Source organism: Microcoleus sp. Pol7_A1 (assembly GCF_036701085.1).
Lineage (GTDB): Bacteria > Cyanobacteriota > Cyanobacteriia > Cyanobacteriales > Microcoleaceae > Microcoleus > Microcoleus asticus.
The window spans coordinates 12,457-30,116 of sequence record NZ_JAUBQD010000027.1 but is presented as its reverse complement, the minus strand read 5'-3'; the positions used below and the strand labels follow the sequence as shown (position 1 = coordinate 30,116).

At 46.9% G+C, this 17,660-nt stretch carries 14 protein-coding genes; 7 read left to right on the top strand and 7 right to left on the bottom strand.

Features of this window, described 5'->3' with window-relative positions:
- Nucleotides 1-2 precede the first annotated feature (2 nt).
- Both QUA20_RS16555 and QUA20_RS16550 read left to right on the top strand, forming a co-directional pair.
- A complete protein-coding gene (locus QUA20_RS16555; protein WP_333189980.1) occupies nucleotides 3-878 on the top strand; it encodes a cupin-like domain-containing protein in 876 nt (291 codons plus the stop codon).
- 206 nt (nucleotides 879-1,084) lie between these two features.
- Nucleotides 1,085-5,218 carry an amino acid adenylation domain-containing protein gene (locus QUA20_RS16550; protein WP_333189978.1) on the top strand — a complete coding sequence of 1,378 codons (4,134 nt, stop codon included), beginning with the start codon at nucleotides 1,085-1,087 and terminating at the stop codon, nucleotides 5,216-5,218.
- Nucleotides 5,219-5,414: 196 nt separating this feature from the next.
- Here QUA20_RS16550 and cobS read toward each other — a convergent pair whose 3' ends face one another.
- Nucleotides 5,415-6,212: an adenosylcobinamide-GDP ribazoletransferase gene (cobS, locus tag QUA20_RS16545; protein ID WP_333189976.1), complete on the bottom strand. Its 798-nt coding sequence runs from the start codon at nucleotides 6,210-6,212 to the stop codon at nucleotides 5,415-5,417.
- A gap of 259 nt (nucleotides 6,213-6,471) precedes the next feature.
- On the opposite strand from cobS, the gene QUA20_RS16540 reads away from it, so the two are divergent.
- From QUA20_RS16540 to QUA20_RS16530, 3 genes are all read left to right on the top strand, one after another.
- A complete protein-coding gene (locus QUA20_RS16540; protein ID WP_333189974.1) occupies nucleotides 6,472-6,921 on the top strand; it encodes a hypothetical protein in 450 nt (149 codons plus the stop codon).
- 225 nt (nucleotides 6,922-7,146) lie between these two features.
- Nucleotides 7,147-8,277: a tRNA guanosine(34) transglycosylase Tgt gene (gene tgt, locus QUA20_RS16535; RefSeq protein ID WP_333189972.1), complete on the top strand. Its 1,131-nt coding sequence runs from the start codon at nucleotides 7,147-7,149 to the stop codon at nucleotides 8,275-8,277.
- A gap of 60 nt (nucleotides 8,278-8,337) precedes the next feature.
- Nucleotides 8,338-8,475: a photosystem II reaction center protein K gene (locus QUA20_RS16530; RefSeq protein ID WP_006634808.1), complete on the top strand. Its 138-nt coding sequence runs from the start codon at nucleotides 8,338-8,340 to the stop codon at nucleotides 8,473-8,475.
- An 84-nt stretch (nucleotides 8,476-8,559) separates the two neighbouring features.
- Here the strand turns inward: QUA20_RS16530 and QUA20_RS16525 are convergent, their stop codons facing one another.
- The 6 genes from QUA20_RS16525 to QUA20_RS16500 form a co-directional block, all read right to left on the bottom strand.
- A complete protein-coding gene (locus QUA20_RS16525) occupies nucleotides 8,560-9,114 on the bottom strand; it encodes a glutathione S-transferase family protein (RefSeq protein ID WP_333189970.1) in 555 nt (184 codons plus the stop codon).
- A gap of 137 nt (nucleotides 9,115-9,251) precedes the next feature.
- Nucleotides 9,252-9,833, bottom strand: coding sequence for a manganese efflux pump MntP family protein (locus tag QUA20_RS16520; RefSeq protein ID WP_333189968.1), 582 nt, complete (start codon nucleotides 9,831-9,833; stop codon nucleotides 9,252-9,254).
- Between the two features lie 505 nt (nucleotides 9,834-10,338).
- Nucleotides 10,339-12,732, bottom strand: a complete 2,394-nt coding sequence (locus QUA20_RS16515; protein WP_333189966.1) for a cache domain-containing protein — start codon at nucleotides 12,730-12,732, stop codon at nucleotides 10,339-10,341.
- Nucleotides 12,733-13,220: 488 nt separating this feature from the next.
- On the bottom strand, nucleotides 13,221-13,685 hold the full coding sequence (locus tag QUA20_RS16510; protein WP_172187066.1) for a hypothetical protein: 465 nt from the start codon (nucleotides 13,683-13,685) through the stop codon (nucleotides 13,221-13,223).
- A 189-nt stretch (nucleotides 13,686-13,874) separates the two neighbouring features.
- Complete coding sequence (locus QUA20_RS16505) at nucleotides 13,875-14,435, bottom strand: sugar O-acetyltransferase (protein ID WP_333189963.1); 561 nt, start codon at nucleotides 14,433-14,435, stop codon at nucleotides 13,875-13,877.
- Between the two features lie 138 nt (nucleotides 14,436-14,573).
- Nucleotides 14,574-15,248 (bottom strand): MBL fold metallo-hydrolase, encoded by a 675-nt coding sequence (locus QUA20_RS16500; RefSeq protein ID WP_333189961.1) that lies wholly within the window; start codon nucleotides 15,246-15,248, stop codon nucleotides 14,574-14,576.
- 33 nt (nucleotides 15,249-15,281) lie between these two features.
- Here QUA20_RS16500 and QUA20_RS16495 point away from each other — a divergent pair, with 33 nt between their 5' ends.
- Nucleotides 15,282-16,754 (top strand): site-2 protease family protein, encoded by a 1,473-nt coding sequence (locus QUA20_RS16495; protein ID WP_333189959.1) that lies wholly within the window; start codon nucleotides 15,282-15,284, stop codon nucleotides 16,752-16,754.
- A gap of 212 nt (nucleotides 16,755-16,966) precedes the next feature.
- The gene (locus QUA20_RS16490) at nucleotides 16,967-17,563 is read left to right on the top strand and encodes a hypothetical protein (RefSeq protein WP_333189957.1); all 597 of its coding nucleotides are present in this window, start codon (nucleotides 16,967-16,969) and stop codon (nucleotides 17,561-17,563) included.
- The last annotated feature ends 97 nt before the right edge of the window (nucleotides 17,564-17,660 follow it).

Below are 17,660 nucleotides of genomic sequence, written 5' to 3'. Positions count from 1 at the left end.
AAATGCTCCAAACAGCAAAAACTATTCAAGTAGACCGCCGCACAGGTCTGACTCACGCGGAATTTGTCAGGGAGTACCGCAATCCTGGCAAACCAGTTATTTTCACGGATTTATCAAAAGATTGGCCTGCCAAAACGAAATTTACGCCGGAGTATTTTCAAGAAAGATTTGGCGATCGAGAAATTGAAATAGGTGGTAAAGTTTACACGCTCAACAAATTGTTCGATTTGCTCAAGAATTCCACAAAAGAGAATCCGGCTCCCTATCCTTTCAAACTAAATGTTCGCAAAGATTTTGCCGATTTAGAACCCGATATTTCTCCCAGACCGAGTATTGCCACACCCGATCGCACGCACAGCAGCTTAATCCCAAAGATGCTGCTAAATGATTTGTACGACTTAGAAATATTCTTCGGCGGGCCGGGCGGAGAATTTCCTTATTTGCACTACGATTTTCTCGGGCTTTATGCGTATATCAATCAAATTTACGGGGAAAAAGAATTTACAATTTTTCCGCCGGAGCAGCAAAAGTATCTTTACCCAAAACCAGGTTCTCCTTGGCTATCTGAGATTGAGAACCATCACAATCCCGACTTAAAAAAATATCCGCTTTTGGCTGAAGCTACGCCAATAACTATTACAATTTCAGCCGGTGAAACCCTATTTATTCCCTGCGGCTGGTATCACACGGCAAGGTCGCTGACTTTAACAATTTCCGTAGCATTTGACCAACTTTGCGAATCAAATTGGAAATTTTTTACGAACGAATGTTGCATCCCCAGGGGCAACAATTCGGTCAAAGCCAAGATGATTAATGCTTATCTGACTGGTGCAGGTGCTTTGTTGAGTGCTCGCGAAAGATTGATGGGGACGGAGTAATACATTTGGGTTCGTTAGACATCTCCAACAAATAATCTCAAACTGTTTGATTTGATAGATGTAAGGGTTAGGCTTTCCTCGCTTGGTTGGAGGGTGAAGCACTTGGGCATAAAACAATAGTTTGTCTCCCTGCTTTGTCGCCCCTCGCCGTACCCCCTACATCTGTCACTTAAATTTATTTAGTTGTGTACTACTGTTAATAGCCCATGAAAATAGCCGCAGATTTACAACCGAAACTAACTGCTGTAGACTTCGATCCTTTCGCAGGCGGAGAACTTTTTGCTTGCGTACCCGCGACGGAATCGCAAAAAGAAATCTGGATTGCCGTGCAAATGGGAGACGAGGCAAATTGTGCTTATAACGAGTCGATGTGTCTGCGATTGCAAGGAAACCTCGACATTCAATCTCTCCGATTTTCCATTCAGGAATTAGTGCAGCGGCACGAGGCGCTGCGGGCAACATTTAGCCCTGACGGATCGACTCTTTGTATTGCGTCGTCGATCGAACTCGACATTCCGGTGATCGACTTGTCAAGTGTGGACGATCGCGATCGCGAATCGAAATTAGCTTATTTGCGCAGCCAAGAAGTCGATCGCCCTTTCCATCTAGTGCGCGGGCCGCTGTTTCGCAGTCAAATTATTAAGCTGCAAGAGCAGGAACACATCGTGATTCTCACCGGCCACCACATCATTTGCGATGGCTGGTCTTGGGGCATACTATTCCCGGATTTGGGAGCAATTTATTCTGCCAAAAAGCAAGGGTTAGCTGCCAATCTTCCACAGCCAGAAAGTTTTATAGAATACGCAGCTTCACAAGAAGAAAACTCAACAACAACCGAAATTATTGAGGCTGAAAAGTATTGGTTAGAACAGTTTTCAGGCACAATTCCGGTGCTAGATTTGCCGACAGACAGAGCGCGACCTGCTTTGAGAACTTACCAGGGTTCGCGGGAAGATTGGGAACTCAATCCAGATTTGGTTGCTAACCTCAAGCGCCTCGGGAAAAAAGCAGGGTGCAGTTTTTTTACAACTCTCTTTGCTGCATTTGAAGCTTTTATGTACCGCTTGTGCGGGCAAGAGGATTTGGTTGTCGGAATGCCGGCGGCGGGACAACTGGTTGGAGGAAAAGACAAGCTTGCGGGACACTGCGTGAGCTTGTTGCCGCTGCGCACCCGCATTAACGAGGAACAATCTTTTAGAGATTATTTGCGATCGCGCCGCACGGCAATTTTAGATGCTCTCGACTGCCAGCAGATTACCTTCGGTACTTTGGTAAAAAAACTAGCAGTGCCGCGGGACTTCAGCCGCATTCCGCTAGTGCCTGTAACTTTTAATCTGGACGTGCAGCTTGCAGAAGAGCAACTTAATTTTGACGGTTTTGAAGCTGAAGTTTTCTCGAATCCGAGAACTTCGGAAAACTTTGAATGGGCAGTGAATGCCAGCGAAACAAAAAACAAACTCGTGCTGGAGTGCCAGTACAATACAAACTTATTTGATGCTGCGACAATCCGCCGCCGCATGGCTGAATTTGAGGTGCTGTTAGAGGGGATAGTTGCTAATCCAGAGCACCCGCTGAAAAACTTGCCAATTTTGACGGCAGCGGAACAGCAACAGCTATTAGTTGAATGGAATAACACTCAAACAAATTATCCCGAATCTGCCTGCATTCACCAACTATTTGAAGTTCAAGCAGAACAAACTCCCGACGCTGTAGCCGTAGTTTTTGGAGAGCAACAGCTAACCTACCAACAGCTAAATTGTCGCGCCAATCAACTCGCACATTACTTGCAAACTTTGGGGGCTGGCCCGGAAGTTTTAGTGGGCATTTGTTTGGATCGATCTATGGATGCGATCGTCTCGCTTTTGGCTGTTCTCAAAGCAGGCTCGGCTTACTTGCCCTTAGACCCCGCTTATCCCAAAGAGCGGCTGGATTTCATGCTGTCAGACGCCCAAATATCGGTGCTTTTGACTCAGCAGCACCTAGTAGAAAAACTTCCCGACTGCGGAGCAAAAGTAATTTGTCTGGATGCGGCGCAGCAGGAAATAGACGCACAAAGTGAGATAAACCCAGCCAGTCTCGCTAATGCAGACAATCTAGCTTATGTAATGTATACTTCTGGTTCGACAGGCAAGCCCAAAGGCGTTTGCGTCGTCCACCGGGGCGTAGTGCGGTTAGTCAAAGACACTAATTTCGCCAGCCTCACCGCAACAGAAGTATTCCTGCAACTTGCTCCGATTTCCTTCGACGCCTCGACTTTGGAAATTTGGGGAGCGCTGCTCAACGGGGCGCAACTGGCGGTATTCCCTCCCGGCAGCCCATCTTTGGCAGAGTTGGGAGAGGCGATTCGCTTATACAATGTGACAATTTTGTGGCTGACAGCCGGACTGTTTCACTTGATGGTGGACGATCGCATTGAGGATTTAAAGGGTGTGCGCCAACTGTTGGCAGGCGGTGACGTTTTATCTGTTCCCCACGTCCAGAAGTTGCTGCGAGAAGTTCCAAACTGCAAATTAATTAACGGTTACGGGCCGACCGAAAATACGACTTTTACTTGCTGCGCGCCGATCGACTCTGCCAGTCAAATTAGCAATTCCGTTCCTATCGGGCGGGCGATCGCCAATACTCAAGTTTACATACTCGATCGGTATTTGCAGCCAGTGCCGATCGGCGTTCCGGGGGAATTGTATGCAGGCGGCGCAGGCTTGGCCAGAGGCTACCTCAACCGCCCCGATTTGACAGCGCAAAGGTTCATTCTCAATCCTTTCAACGATTTTAGATTGCCGATTTTAGATTTTAGATTGGGGAATGCTGGTGAGAAACTAGAGATTGCTGAAAGCCAAGAAGCATCTAATCATCCCAAATCAAATTGCCTTTACAAAACAGGGGATTTAGCCCGCTACCTGCCTGACGGTAACATCGAATACCTCGGACGCACCGACAATCAGGTAAAGATTCGCGGCTTCCGCATAGAGGTGGGAGAAATTGAGGCTGTACTCGCCGGACATCCAGATGTCAGCCAAGCGGCGATCGCAGTTCAGTTAGATGCTTCGGGCAACAAATGTCTCGCAGCTTATGCAGTTTCCCGCCCAGGTCAAATTCTCGCAGCCAGTACCCTGCGCAGTTTCCTGCAAGAAAGACTGCCAGACTACATGATACCTGCTGGGTTTGTCTTCCTCGACGCTTTGCCCTTAAACCCCAACGGCAAAGTAGACCGCCGCGCTTTGGCAACTCAAAAGTGGCAATCTAGCGACGCTGCGCCCAATGAAACAATTGCTGTTGCCCCCCGCGACAAGTTTGAAATCCAGGTGACAGAAATTTGGGAAAAAGTTTTAGGCATCAATTCAACGGGAATCAGGGACAATTTCTTCGAGGTGGGAGGACATTCCCTGCTAGCAGCACGCCTGTTAGCTGAAATTGAGAAAGTATTCGACAAAAAGCTGCCGCTGTCTGCTATTTTCCAATCGCCAACAGTTGAGCAATTGGCTGACATTCTCCGCGAACCTGAATGGTCTTCGCCTTCTCCGTCAATGGTCGTGATTCAACCGGGAACCGGAAGTTACAAACCGCCTCTGTTCTGCATCCACGTACTCGGCAGAGGATTGGAATTTTACCGTCCTTTAATGAATTATATCGATCCATCGCAGCCTGTTTTGGGACTGTCAAGCCAGATTATGGATGAAAAATTGGCTCCCCCCAATCGAGTTGAGGAATTGGCAGCTTATTACATAAAAGAAATGCAAACTTTCCAGCCGCACGGCCCTTATTTTCTCTTAGGAGTATCTTTTGGGGGGACGGTAGCTTTTGAGATGGCTCGGCAACTTCACGCTCTAGGTGAGAAGGTAGCTTTGCTGGGATTGTTGGACACTTACGGCCCGGCTACTTGCAAAAATTTCTCTGAGATTAATAAGAGTCAACGAGCGATGAAAGTTTTACGGCTCACGCCTGCTTTATTTATGAAGAAAGCGAAGAGCAATCTGATGGGAAAAATCCAGGATCTCACTTATATTCAGTGGAGAATTTTGTGCAAGTTGTACGGGGCGATCGGGCGTCCCTTGCCAATTTATTTGGAAAACTTCTCTCATGGGGAATTAAATAATGAGGCATTGAGACATTATGTAGCGGGAGTTTATCCGGGTCGGGCTTCTATTTTCAAGGCAGTTGAGAGTGCGGCCGCATTTGGTGCCGATCGCGAATTGGGTTGGGGTGGGGTAATTACGGGAGGAATAGAGGTGTACGACATTCCCAGCAACCACCTTGGGATGTTAAAAGAACCTCACGTTCGGATACTGGGGGAAAAATTGCAGGCTGCGGTCGCTCGGTTTCAGGGTAAAAATTTATGAGATTTTAACCGCAGATCGACACAGATAAACACAGATTTTATCTGTGTCGATCGAACTAATGATGCACCACGTGCAACAAGCCTTCTACGATAGGGGCGATCGCATTTGGAGCCGCCTTCGCACGCAAGCTGCAGATTCGGCGGCTTGCGAAGGCTGGATACGACACTCTCCAACAAAAAGCGCAAGCGTTGCATCTTCACCCTTCCAAAGCCGCCAACAGACACAGCAACAAAGCCTCCGTCCACTCGACTACAGCACCGTAAGTATCGCCCGTGTGACCGCCCAAACGGTGGTTAAACCAGGCTCCGGCAAAAATTCCGATCGCACTTCCCCCCAAAGCCATCCCCACCGCCAACAGCCACCGATCGCCCTCCAAGACAACTTGCACCACGCTCAAACTCAGCAGCAACAGCACCCCTGGGATAAAATCAAAAGGAGAATAAATCGATTCTTTGTGAAAAGCTCCTTTACCCTCGGCCCGGAGATAGGGATACCGGGCGATCGCCACCAGTTGGCCCCACCTCCCCCAACCGGCGACACCCATCAAAGCTAGCCATCGATAGTTATTCAAGTCCGAGAGAGCGGCAGTTTTCAGCAGCACGATCGCGATCGCAGCCATCGCTCCAAAGGCTCCTGTAACGCTGTCCCGCATGACTTCTAGCCTGCGCACGGGGTCTGGTACAGCCAGCCCGTCTGCCGCGTCCATAGCCCCGTCTAGGTGCAGCCCACCAGTAATGGCGATGCCCAACACTACCACTAAGGCCGATCGAGTCAGAGCAGGCATTCCCAACAACTGCAACCCAATATCCGCCAGTCCCAGCATCCCCCCAATCAAAAGCCCGATCGCCGGTGCCAAGCGAGCAATGCCCCGAAACTCCAAAGTCCAAGACATCGGCACCGGCAAACAAGTATAAAAAGCGACTGCGGCTGCGATGGCAGCGCCTTGATTCCGGAAAAAGCCGATCGTAGAGCGAACCAATTTATTATCCACCATAAGATAGAAAGTTTTTCATCTCGTATGCAGTTGTCAATCCCTTAGCGTGTGCCAGAATTGGAGCTGTAACACCCTAGTTTTTTGGATCGGGCATTCCTCCTGTCCGAGCTCTTTTCCCCGGAAAACCTCTGTCGGCAGCGATCCCGAAGCTCCCTATCTAAAATGACTAAACTCAAGATCCGCGTTTCCCTTCCCAAGAATTCTAGCTAACTCCCTGATTTCCAAGACGGGAACATAATACAACAGAGGCTTTTACTCCATGAGTCACGACCAATTGAATAACAGGGTAGTTGCTCCTTGCATCATCGATACAGGGATTGTCGTCAACAAACGCGATATCAAAAGATTGCTGTTTGATTTAGGACGTGTCCGCTACCTTCACATACAAGATGGCAAGATTTACAGCGAAGGGGAAGGTTATGTGCTCGAAGTCTTCGCCAACCCCCATCGTTCTACCCTGATTGCCAACCATGCGCTTTATTTGAACGTGTATAGTTTTGATTACCTCGAACTGAAACAGTCCCCTGAAGATGGTGCTTATTTTGACTTGATTCAAGACGGACGGCAGTTGCGCTTAATTCCCCTCTCCAATCCTTTGCAAGAGCAATTCGCCCGGAATTTAAATGCTGCGGCTTTGGATGCGGTTGTCGATCAGGTACTCTCAGGCAACTGGGATCTGCCATTGGATGAGGACGATTCCCCCTTTTAATCGTCAGTCAGTCGATTTTAGATTTTAGATTTTAGATTTTAGATTTACTTGCAGCATTGAATCTGGGAGTTAGAACTAAGGTCTAAAATTTTTTGCCCTCCACGACGATTGTCGGAAACTTGTATCCGTTTTTGGGCGGGGTCATGAGTTTTTTGTCGCGATGTCATCAACAATAGATTAGATAACACGGACGGCCGAGTAGCGGTTAACGATCGTCGGGGACTAATGACTGAAGACAACACGGGATTTTCTTTTAAATGTCAGGCTAATTGCAGCCATACCCAAGCGCGTGCAGGGGTTTTTTCCACTCCCCACGGTGTTGTGGAAACGCCTAAATTTATGCCCGTGGGGACGCTAGCTAATGTCAAAACTTTGACACCCGCACATCTTGAGGCTGCGGGTTCTCAAATGGTTTTGGCAAATACTTATCACTTGCATTTGCAGCCGGGGGAAGCGATTGTCGCAGGCGCCGGCGGATTGCATAAATTCATGGCTTGGCCGGGCCCGATTCTGACGGATTCGGGCGGCTTTCAGGTGTTTAGCTTGAGCCAAATGCGCCAGATTAGTGATGATGGGGTGACTTTTCGGTCTCCCCGCGATGGCCGCAGGATTAATTTGACGCCGGAACGATCGATCGAAATTCAGAATCAGTTGGGGGCCGATGTGATTATGGCCTTTGACGAGTGTCCCCCTTACCCCGCTACGCGGGAGGAGGTGGAGGCGGCAACAAATCGCACTTACCGCTGGCTGCAACGCTGCATTCAAGCTCACTCGCGCTCAGATCAAGCTTTGTTCGGCATTGTGCAGGGGGGTGTTTTCCCCGATTTGCGATCGCGCGCGGCGAACCAGTTGGTAGATTTGGATTTACCCGGTTACGCGATCGGCGGGGTTAGTGTCGGGGAATCGGGGGATTTGATCGCAGAGATTGTGAGGGTGACGGCGCCCCTGTTGCCGGCAAATAAACCGCGTTATTTGATGGGGATTGGGACTTATCGGGAAATGGCGTTGGCTGTGGCGAGTGGCGTAGATATGTTTGACTGCGTGATTCCGACTCGGCTGGGCCGCCACGGGACGGCTTTTGTGGGTGGGGAACGCTGGAATTTGAAAAATTCTCGGTTCCGGGAGGATTTTGCTCCCCTGGATGAGTCTTGTCCTTGTTATACCTGCCAAAAATTCAGTCGGGCTTATTTGGCACATTTGGCGCGGGCTAACGAAGTGCTGGGGTATACTTTGCTGGCGCTTCACAATGTGACGGAGTTGATTCGCTTTACTGGGAGGATGCGGGAGGCGATTTTGGCCGATAGATTTACTGAAGAGTTTGCTAGCTGGCTCGCACCAAGAGTCGATCGATCGTGATTGCCTTGGGTGAAGATATGCGACAATTATTAAAATTGTGTTGGATAGGTAGGTTGATTCATGGAAGCTGCATTACTCTTAGCAAAACTGCCCGAAGCTTATTCGATTTTTGAGCCTTTGGTTAATGTTTTGCCGGTCATTCCCGTATTTTTCTTGCTGCTGGCTTTTGTTTGGCAGGCCGCTGTCGGATTTAGATAAGTTTGATTTCATAAAAAGCAGGGGCAATTCACAAATTGCCCCTGCTTTTAGTTATTAAGTTTTGTTTCGTTCTTCTTTCTGGCTTCAGCCACCGCCGATCGCACTTTTGAAAGCCGGCCTTTCTGAGATCCGCTTGATGTAATCTACAACAGCCGGATAAGGACTGAGGTCTAGCTGTAGCACCATCGGAATGTAACCCAATATTGACCCGACTGCTGCGTCGGCGACGCCGAATTCATCACCCATTAAAAACGGCTGTTTCTCGAAGATTTGATTAAGCGGTGTTAACAAGCGGGGAGTTTCGCGATCGCGAGTTGCTTCTGTAAATATTCCCGGCCCGAGGCTGGCATTAGCAAACATGACCCACTGCACGATTTGAGCTTGCTGCTCCAAAGTCTCGGGCATTTTACCATGTTTTTGAGCTAAATACAGCAGAATTGCACCGGATTCCCAAAGTTTAAAATCTCCCTCAACAATTGCCGGTACTTGGCCGATCGGGTTAATTTCAAGATACTCTGGCTGCAAGTGTGCCCCTGCTGGCATATCTAGGGTGACGAATTCGTAGGGAACCGCTATTTCTTCTAGATACCACTTGACAATTGATGCCCTGCTGCGGGCTCCGCCGTAAAGTTTCAGCACGGAATTTTTATCCTTTAATGCAATATTGCTGTTATAGCATTTTTTGGGAATTGGGCATTGGAGGCACAGCCTCCGGGTATGTGTTCCCAGGCATAGCCTGGAAGGAGTATCCATTACCCATTACCCATTACCCATTACTAATGACTAATGACTGCCGACACTGCTGTTAAATGCGAAAATAAGATATTGCTGCCGATCGCAATTAAAATTACGCCTCCGAGGAACTCTATTTTATTTCCAAATAAGTTGCCGCACTTGTGACCGATAAACACGCCAGCAAATACGACCAAGAAAGTAATAAATCCGATCGCACTAACGACAGGGCCGATCGAAGTTTTTAGCACTGCAAATCCGAGGCCAACTGCGAGGGCATCGATACTCGTCGCCACTGACAGCGTTATCAAAGTCCCCGTATCTAAGGGATTAAACTTTTTCTCGCATTCTTCGCTTTGCAGCGATTCATAAATCATTCTACCGCCAATGAAACTCAAAAGCCCAAAAGCTATCCAATGGTCGATCGGTGTTATCAAAAAACTAAAACTAAGACCTATTAACCATCCTATTACGGGCATTAAAGCTTGAAAAACTCCGAAAAATAAGGCAATTTTTAAAGCTTTATTGACCTTCATGTGTTTGATTGCTAAACCGCTAGAAACAGCAACAGCAAAAGCATCTGCTGCTAGTCCCAAGGAAAGTAATATGGTAGTGGCTGCATCCATTTTTGTAAATTGTTAGATGTTATAGGTAAAGTGTTCCTCTTGACTGTTTTACTTTACACTAAATTTTGATAAACTTGCGGTTTTTTCATATTTGATTCATTTTTAAATCACATTGGTTTCATAATTGACGGTGTTCAAAAGCTCAGGGCTTATCTGTATGATAATGAACAATTATGAGCTACAGTTCTGGACGCAAAAAGTGGTTTTACGTGCTACTTATAGCGGTGTACCCGATCGCCATAAGTAGCACCCTAAATATAGAGGTTCTGCGTTCAGGACTGAACTAAGCCCAGGCGCATCTAAATTTTAAAGTCAAGTTTGATGAAATTCTGGTGGGGTGTCCCGCCCCCCGAAAAATACAGCGCAAGATGCCCGACAGCTTAGCAGTTAACGCTTCGATAAATTGAAATAAAAACTGGGCGATGGAAATCGATCCGACGCGGACGAAGAGGGAGGCAAAAGCATTCATCATTTACGATGCTCGATCGACTGTTAAAATTTTCAATTAAACGATCGGCAATTTGACTATAAACTCAGCACCGCCCCCAGTTTGAGATTGAACCGGAGATTCAACTTTCAGGCTGCCGCCGTGCAATTCTACAATAATTTTATAGCAAACCGACAGATCCAATCCTGTAAACTTATTAAATAATTTAGTATGACCAAACTGGTCAAATATTATGTGTTGAATTTCCGGCGGAATTCGGGACCCGTTGTGGGCGATCGATACTGCAATACACCTGCCTGGAGAATCCTCGACAATATTTGTTTTAATTGTAATAATTTGAGCATAGTTTTCAATACTGTTAACAGCATCAATGGCATTGCTCAGGAGACTCGCGAATACCTGGCTCAGTTGAGCGGGATAACACAAAATTGGCGGCAGGTTGTTGTACTCCTTGACTACTAATATTTTTTTTTCCAGCCTGCTCGCTAGCAACAGCAAAATATTTTCGATGCTTTCATTAAGGTTGGCGTGTACTTTGTTGGCTTCGTCAGGAAGCGAAAATTTCCACAAAGCAAGGACTATTTGGCGAATGCGATCGGTTCCTATTTTCAAAAGATTGAGAATTTGCGGCAACTCTTGGCTAATAAAATCTATGTCGCCAGCCTGTATCTCTTTGGCAATTCGCGGCACGGGTTCGGGATATTGTTTGCGATAGAGGCGAATTATATTAAGCAAATCTTTGATATAATCGTTGAGGTGAAGCACGCGGCCGTAAATAAAGTTAATCGGGTTATTAATTTCTTGGGCAACTTCGGCTGCTAGTTGACCGACAATAGCCATTTTTTCGCTTTGTACTAAATGCTCTTCATTTCTTCTGAGTTTGGCTAATACTTCTTCCAAAAGTGTGAGTTTTTCTTGAATTTGCCCGTGGAGTTGGGATTGGGAAATTGCGATCGCCAGCGAGTCTGCAATTGCTTCCAAAACTTCCACCTCGTCGGGAGTCGCAAACCGCCGGTTTGCACAGGCGAACAGATATCCGAGCCGATTAGTCTGAGTCAGTACGGGTACTGCTGCGTAGTGGCTGTTTGTTAGTTCGATATAGGCGTGTTCCTGAGACGTTCCCCTATCAGGGGCGACGGTTTTATATAGCAGTATCGTTTCGCAGCGGTGGAGGCGTGCAGCTAAATCTCCAGAGGGCCCTCCTGGAACGCCGAAGATTCCCAAGCGCCCGGGCAAACCTTCCCGGCAATATTCCCAGCTAAATTCTAAAGTATCTTGTCGGGGATCGTACCATCCGAAAATTGCTCGATCGAGCTTCAGCAAAGTACCGAGTTCGTCTACTGTAGTTTGGAGGATGCGATCGAGGTGCAAACAAGCGCGAATGCGGCCTGTCAAGCGGTGGAGAAGGGCTTCTGTGCGAGTGCGGCTGCAATTTAGGGCAAACAGCTTGAGTGCGGCAATTGCTGCGAAAATAGCTGCTGCGGCAAGTACGGCGGCGGCTACTGCTAGTAGATTGAAGGGGAGCAGTTGTTTTTCGAGATTGTCGCGGGGAATTACGAGGGCGATCGACCATTCAGCTTGTTCTAAAGGAAGATAGGCAACATAAACTCTGGTGTCGTTGATTTTAGTCAGCAAAATGCCAGTTTTTTGATAAACCATCTCCCGGGCTACATTCGCCAAATTAGCATCTGCAGACTCTAAAAGACTGGGAGCCGGCTTGTCGATATTTCCGATTAACCCAGCGTTGGGATGGACAATCGGCACTCCTTGAGAATTGAGAACAAAAGCGTAAGTTCCTGGGCCGTATTCCAGCTTTCCTACTACTTCCGCAATTCGGTCGATGCTAATGACCCCGTTCATTACTCCGATCGGCTTTTCTGCTGTTTTATAAATAGAATTTGCCGAATTTGACCACACCGGAGCCGAAATCGGAACAATACTTTGTTTTTTGAGCGTGCGAGAAATGGTAGGATCTGAAACATAGACTTCCCCAGCCATTGCCTTTTTGAAGTGTTGGCGGTCGCTGACATTAATCAAGGCTTTGCCTACTTTTGTGGTGAAATAAGAACCGTCGGGAGCTATTAATGCGAAATGCTGGAATTTTTCCAGTCGAATTACTTCGGATTTTAAATAAGGCTCTGCCACTGACCAATTCATCGAACGAACGGGAGGAGTGTGGGCGAGGAGTTGGATCTCAGCCTTTCTAGTGCCGAGCCACCGATCGATATTGTTCCCGCGCTCCCTAACTTCTAACAAAGCATTTCGCTCTAAATTGTTGATAATCAAGCGACGAACGCTTTGATAGCTGATACAACCAGTGATGCTAGCTGCCAGAATTGTTACGCCCCAAAGTAACAGCGCAGTTTTGTAGGGAAGAGGGTATTCGCCCTTAAATCCCGCTGGCAATAGTCGAGTTAATTTCCACCACTTAACTCTCGCAAAGCTTCCCATTGTTTGACTAATTTGTGAGATTGAAATTCTCAGATCACCTGCGATGTAGTCCCAGCCTGCCAATAGTCTGAAACTACGAGCATTGAATAATTGCGGGAATTTTGGAATTTTTTCCCGCCGGCGGGTTCACACTGTTAAACTGCCATAAAAAATTTTACTATATTTTTTATTATTTAGAATATTTAATCGACAATTTAAGAGTTTTCTTAACACTCCTTAATAATTTATGTTAATTAGGTGATGTGCGCAGGCATCATTCTACGTTGAGATGTTCGGCGTTTGTGTTATGAGGTAAGGTACACACACAGGCGGTACACCCTACTTTCAAATGTTTGGGGTTAGTCTTAATATTGAAATATTAAAAGCTTTTCCCTCATTAATGAATGAAAAGCTTTTTAAATTTTTAATTCACATCTCAAAACTCAAAACTATTTTCCCCGCATCCGCTGACTGAGGCGCTGCTAAATAGCCTCAGTTGCGCGATTTGTTTAAAGAACTTTGTGAGTGTGTTCGTGCTGTTTCACATTGTCTTCAGTGCGAATAACGCGCTCGGAGTTGAGGACTCTTTTGCGTTCTAAGGAATAAGTAAAGTCGTTGCGAACGGTTCCCAAGGGAATGTGAAGTTGAGCTTGGGGGCGGATTTTGTAAGTGCGGGCAGCGGAAATCGCCCGAAAGCCAAATTCTTCGCTAAACTGAGCTGATGTCGGGAATTCTGGCAACATTTTTGGTGATTCGCCATCGAGCACTGCTCCCAAAGTCGTCCCGCAAGCCATTAAATAGGATGTGGGAATTCCCTTGACAATTGCTTCCAAAGCTGCTGAGGGAATAGCTTCGATTACTTGCACTTCAAAAACTTCGCCTTCTTCTTTGATGAAGCAGGTAGCTACACCGACTGCTATGTAGTCGTCGGTGCAGAGATCCGGAGCGTTGGGATAAACTGTTGCAGTCGTCATAAGAAAAGCTTGGTAGTGTGGAAACCGGGAACGAGAAATTAAGGGATTTGAAATTTGAGATTTTACATTTTTTCCACGGTTTTTTTCGGGGATTTTACGTGGAAAATCTCAAACTGGCTGTTCTAATACCTAAAATTTTTGGGTTAAGCTCCGAAGAGCCGATCGCACGATTGTGTCGATCGTACCACATCAAGGTAAATGCCGGATGATTCGGCAAGGATTTCCCGCCGCCACGACGTTTGCGGGAATATCTTTGACAACGACACTGCCTGCACCGATCGTGCTATTGTCGCCAATAGTGACTCCTGGACAAATAATACTGCCGCCGCCAATCCAAACATTATTGCCAATATTAATTTCAGCGGCGAGTTCTAGGCCAGAAACTCTAATTTCTGGGTCTGTGGGGTGAAGAGCGGTGTAAATTTGGACGTTGGGCCCGCACAGTAAATTCTCGCCGATGCTAACTCGATTGCAGTCGAGAATCACGCAGCCAAAATTCATATACAATCCGTTTCCAGCATAAATATGGCTGCCGTAGTCGCAGTAAAAAGGTGGCTCGATTTCAACTTTCGGCCCGACTGCACCGAACAATTCCGCGATAATTTCTAACCGTTTGTCTGGTTCGTCTTCGCGGGTAGAATTGTAGGTTCTGGCGAGGCGGCGGGCTCGCCGGCGCTCTGAAATCAATTGCTCGTCTGCAGCTAAATACAATTCGCCGGCGAGCATTTTTTGTTTTTCGGTTTTTTCCATAAGAATCGGCGGTTGTAACCGCCACTATACAAAGTTTCGCCCGTTTCTAAGAGACTGAAGAATAATCTAGGGTGCGTAGCGCGCACCTTATCGCTATAATTAGCGCGTCAAACCATTTTTTGATTTTGCAGCCTAGATTTAGGGGCCGGGTTTCGACTGCAAACAAACGGCTAAATCCAGTTTGGTTAATTGCTCAAAAGCTCGATCGATCGATCCTTTGGAGCGCAAAAAACCAGTATTGGCAGCGGGGCAAATATATTGCAGAGTGGAGGGCGAAAATCGATCGATAATTGACTTAACGCTGTTAATTTGCCGGGGCCAGTGAAAAGTTTTTGCCGTCAATAGCGGTACTGGGGCAGCTTCTCGGTTGGGGAGCAAGTGTCTGCCCGAAAACAGCACTCCGCCGCTGCCACTATCATAAAGGCAAGACGAACCTGGAGAATGGCCTGGAGTCCAAAATGCTTTTATTCGATCGCTCACCGCAAATTCTCGCTCAAAAACCGTCACCTTCAATCCCGGCAGCAAATAAGCTTCCTGCTCTTGAATCAGGATATCGCACCCCGTGGCTTCCTGAATCTCCCGCGCCTTGCCGATAGCGCCGCGGTGGGTGAGAAACAGCAGTCGCACACCGCCGCGCGCGAGCAAAAAGGTTTGGTTAATCTCATCCCAAGCGGGACAATCCACCAGGATGTTCGATTCGTTTTCTACAATGAAATAAGCTGTTGCACCCAGGGTATCCCGGTTAGGCGGGAAAGCAAAGATATTGTCCAGCACGGGTCTGGGCTGTTTGGAGACTGAACTCTGTTGTTTCAAGGAAGTATTTCAGAAGGGAATGGGATAAATATTATGTTGTTTTTACTATGGTTGTTCGTATTGGGGCTGATCTCGTACTACTTGTTGCAGAACGGCATCAGCCGCATCACCCGAACTCCGGTATGGCTGCTGTGGCTGGTAATGATGGCGCCGCCGTTGATTTGGAGCGGTTGGGTTTTAGTTAACGGTACGAGCAAAAAAGTACCGCCGGAGTTAGTAATTATACCTTTTCTGGTTTGCCCTTTTTTGTATTGGTTTTTGGTACAGTTGGGGCGCAAGAAAATTACCGCCGAAACTGCTGAGCAGGTAGCAGACTCTGCGAATGAACCTGCAAAGCCAAAACCGCCCGTGCGCCCGATCGACGCAGCAGAAGAAGCGAGTTTGCGCGATTGTTTTCCTTGGTCAATTTACTTTTTGCGAGATTTGGAATTTCGGCCGCAGGCTGTAATTTGTCGCGGGCAGTTGCGCACGAACCCGGAGGCGGCTTATCAGGCAATTCGGGAGAATGTGGAGAGGCTTTTTGGCGATCGCTTTTTAGTAGTATTTCAAAACAGCTTGAGCGGTCAACCTTTTTTTGCCATAGTGCCCAATCCCAGCCACCAATCAGGAGAAACTCCTGTCAAAACCGAATCTGTAACCCGGCCTTTTTTCGCATTAGCTTTGCTGCTGATCACGGTGTTTACGACGACGCTTGTCGGGGCGCGAATGGCGGGAGTTACTGAACAAGCTTTGCAGTCCAACCCGTCACTATTGCTCCAGGGTTTGCCATACTCGCTGGCTCTCATTACAATTTTGGGAATTCACGAATCCGGCCACTATTTAGCTGCCCAATTTTACAAAATTCGCACGACTTTGCCTTATTTTATTCCGATTCCTTTTTTCTTGGGAACTTTTGGCGCCTTCATTCAAATACGGAGCCCAATTCCCAACCGCCGAGCTTTATTTGATGTTAGCATTGCCGGGCCCCTTGCGGGTTTAGTTGCGACAGTGCCATTATTAATTTGGGGTTTGGATCATTCGACAATTGTACCGCTCTCTGACAAGTCGGGAATGTTAAATTTTGAGTCTTTCAAACCCAATTTTTCGCTGCTGATGACTCTCTTGAGCAAGTTAACCTTGGGCGGTGCTTTGAATGCGGAAACTGCGATCGATTTGCATCCGGTAGCGGTGGCGGGTTATTTGGGTTTGATAGTGACGGCGTTTAATTTGATGCCCGTGGGACAACTCGATGGCGGGCACATCGTGCACGCGATGTTCGGCCAGCGAGCGAGTATGGCGATCGGGCAAGTTGCTAGACTTTGTATGCTGCTGCTTTCTTTTTTGGAACAGGGTTTGCTGCTGTGGGCGATTATTTTGTTCTTGACGCCACTCAACGATGAACCGGCCTTGAATGATGTCAGCGAATTGGATAATCGGCGGGATTTTTTGGGGTTGCTGGCGATCGGGCTTTTGTTAATGATTTTGTTACCTGCGCCCAGGGTACTCCTGGAGTGGTTAAATGTTTAGAAGAAACTTCGGCAACGGATTCGCAAGGCGGATTTAACGACTTTAACGGATTTAATTAACGGATTGATGTTGAAGTCCGAGGGAAGAGAGAAGAAGTAACAAAAGAAAGGTTGAAAATTTATGCAAGGGTTGCTATACAAGCGAGTTTAGCGTTTCTCTACTCGCTTTCGATCTCGAAGTAATCTTCATTTTCACCGACTTATCTGAGAAAGATGTCTTACAAATCCTTTACTTTCCAACAGTTAAAAGAGCGGTTTGGATTGGAGCCGTCACTGGGTTCTATTCTGAGTGCTAAGGTTATTCCTTTAGAACCCTCCGAATGGCTTTGGAGAACCCTAGAAATTAGTTCTAACACTGCTGTGACAACTGCAAAAGAACGTTCGGAACGGATTATTTCTCCTATTTTGTTAGAATCTAGAGAAAGGAACAACCGACAATTTTCTATCTTTTCCGGCTGGTCATTTGATGTAGATGTCGATCGGGGATTGAATGGAGAATGCGATTTTATACTGTCTTCCGTACCCTTTGATTTTGAAATTAAGGTCCCCATTTTTGCATTGAGAGAAACGAAAGGCGGAGAAATAGAATCGTGTCTCCCGCAGTGTGCCGCACAAATGGTGGCCGCTCAGCTATTTAACGAAGGCGAACACAATTCACTACCTGCCGTATTTGGCTGCGTAACTACTGGCGTTGTCTGGCGGTTTCTTAAATTAGAAGGAAATAATTTAATTATTGATGCTGATGTTTATTGTCTCGATAATGTCCCAATGATTTTAGGTGTTTTGCAAAGAATTGTTAATTCATACTAATAATTTAAATTTTATAATAAAAGAGGTTAAGTATTGAGAAATTTCGTCGTTCCTACAAACTTAATTATATTTTATTTCCGGATGCGAAAGCGAAAAA

Excerpts from the sequence above, each read along its gene's own strand:
- QUA20_RS16495 (WP_333189959.1), top strand. The coding sequence starts at position 15,282 with ATGTTGTTTTTACTATGGTTGTTCGTATTGGGGCTGATCTCGTACTAC.
- QUA20_RS16515 (WP_333189966.1), bottom strand. The coding sequence starts at position 12,732 with ATGGGAAGCTTTGCGAGAGTTAAGTGGTGGAAATTAACTCGACTATTG.
- QUA20_RS16510 (WP_172187066.1), bottom strand. The coding sequence starts at position 13,685 with ATGACGACTGCAACAGTTTATCCCAACGCTCCGGATCTCTGCACCGAC.
- QUA20_RS16520 (WP_333189968.1), bottom strand. The coding sequence starts at position 9,833 with ATGGATGCAGCCACTACCATATTACTTTCCTTGGGACTAGCAGCAGAT.
- QUA20_RS16540 (WP_333189974.1), top strand. The coding sequence starts at position 6,472 with ATGAGTCACGACCAATTGAATAACAGGGTAGTTGCTCCTTGCATCATC.
- QUA20_RS16490 (WP_333189957.1), top strand. The coding sequence starts at position 16,967 with ATGTCTTACAAATCCTTTACTTTCCAACAGTTAAAAGAGCGGTTTGGA.
- QUA20_RS16505 (WP_333189963.1), bottom strand. The coding sequence starts at position 14,435 with ATGGAAAAAACCGAAAAACAAAAAATGCTCGCCGGCGAATTGTATTTA.
- tgt (WP_333189972.1), top strand. The coding sequence starts at position 7,147 with ATGACTGAAGACAACACGGGATTTTCTTTTAAATGTCAGGCTAATTGC.
- QUA20_RS16550 (WP_333189978.1), top strand. The coding sequence starts at position 1,085 with ATGAAAATAGCCGCAGATTTACAACCGAAACTAACTGCTGTAGACTTC.
- QUA20_RS16555 (WP_333189980.1), top strand. The coding sequence starts at position 3 with ATGCTCCAAACAGCAAAAACTATTCAAGTAGACCGCCGCACAGGTCTG.
- QUA20_RS16530 (WP_006634808.1), top strand. The coding sequence starts at position 8,338 with ATGGAAGCTGCATTACTCTTAGCAAAACTGCCCGAAGCTTATTCGATT.
- cobS (WP_333189976.1), bottom strand. The coding sequence starts at position 6,212 with ATGGTGGATAATAAATTGGTTCGCTCTACGATCGGCTTTTTCCGGAAT.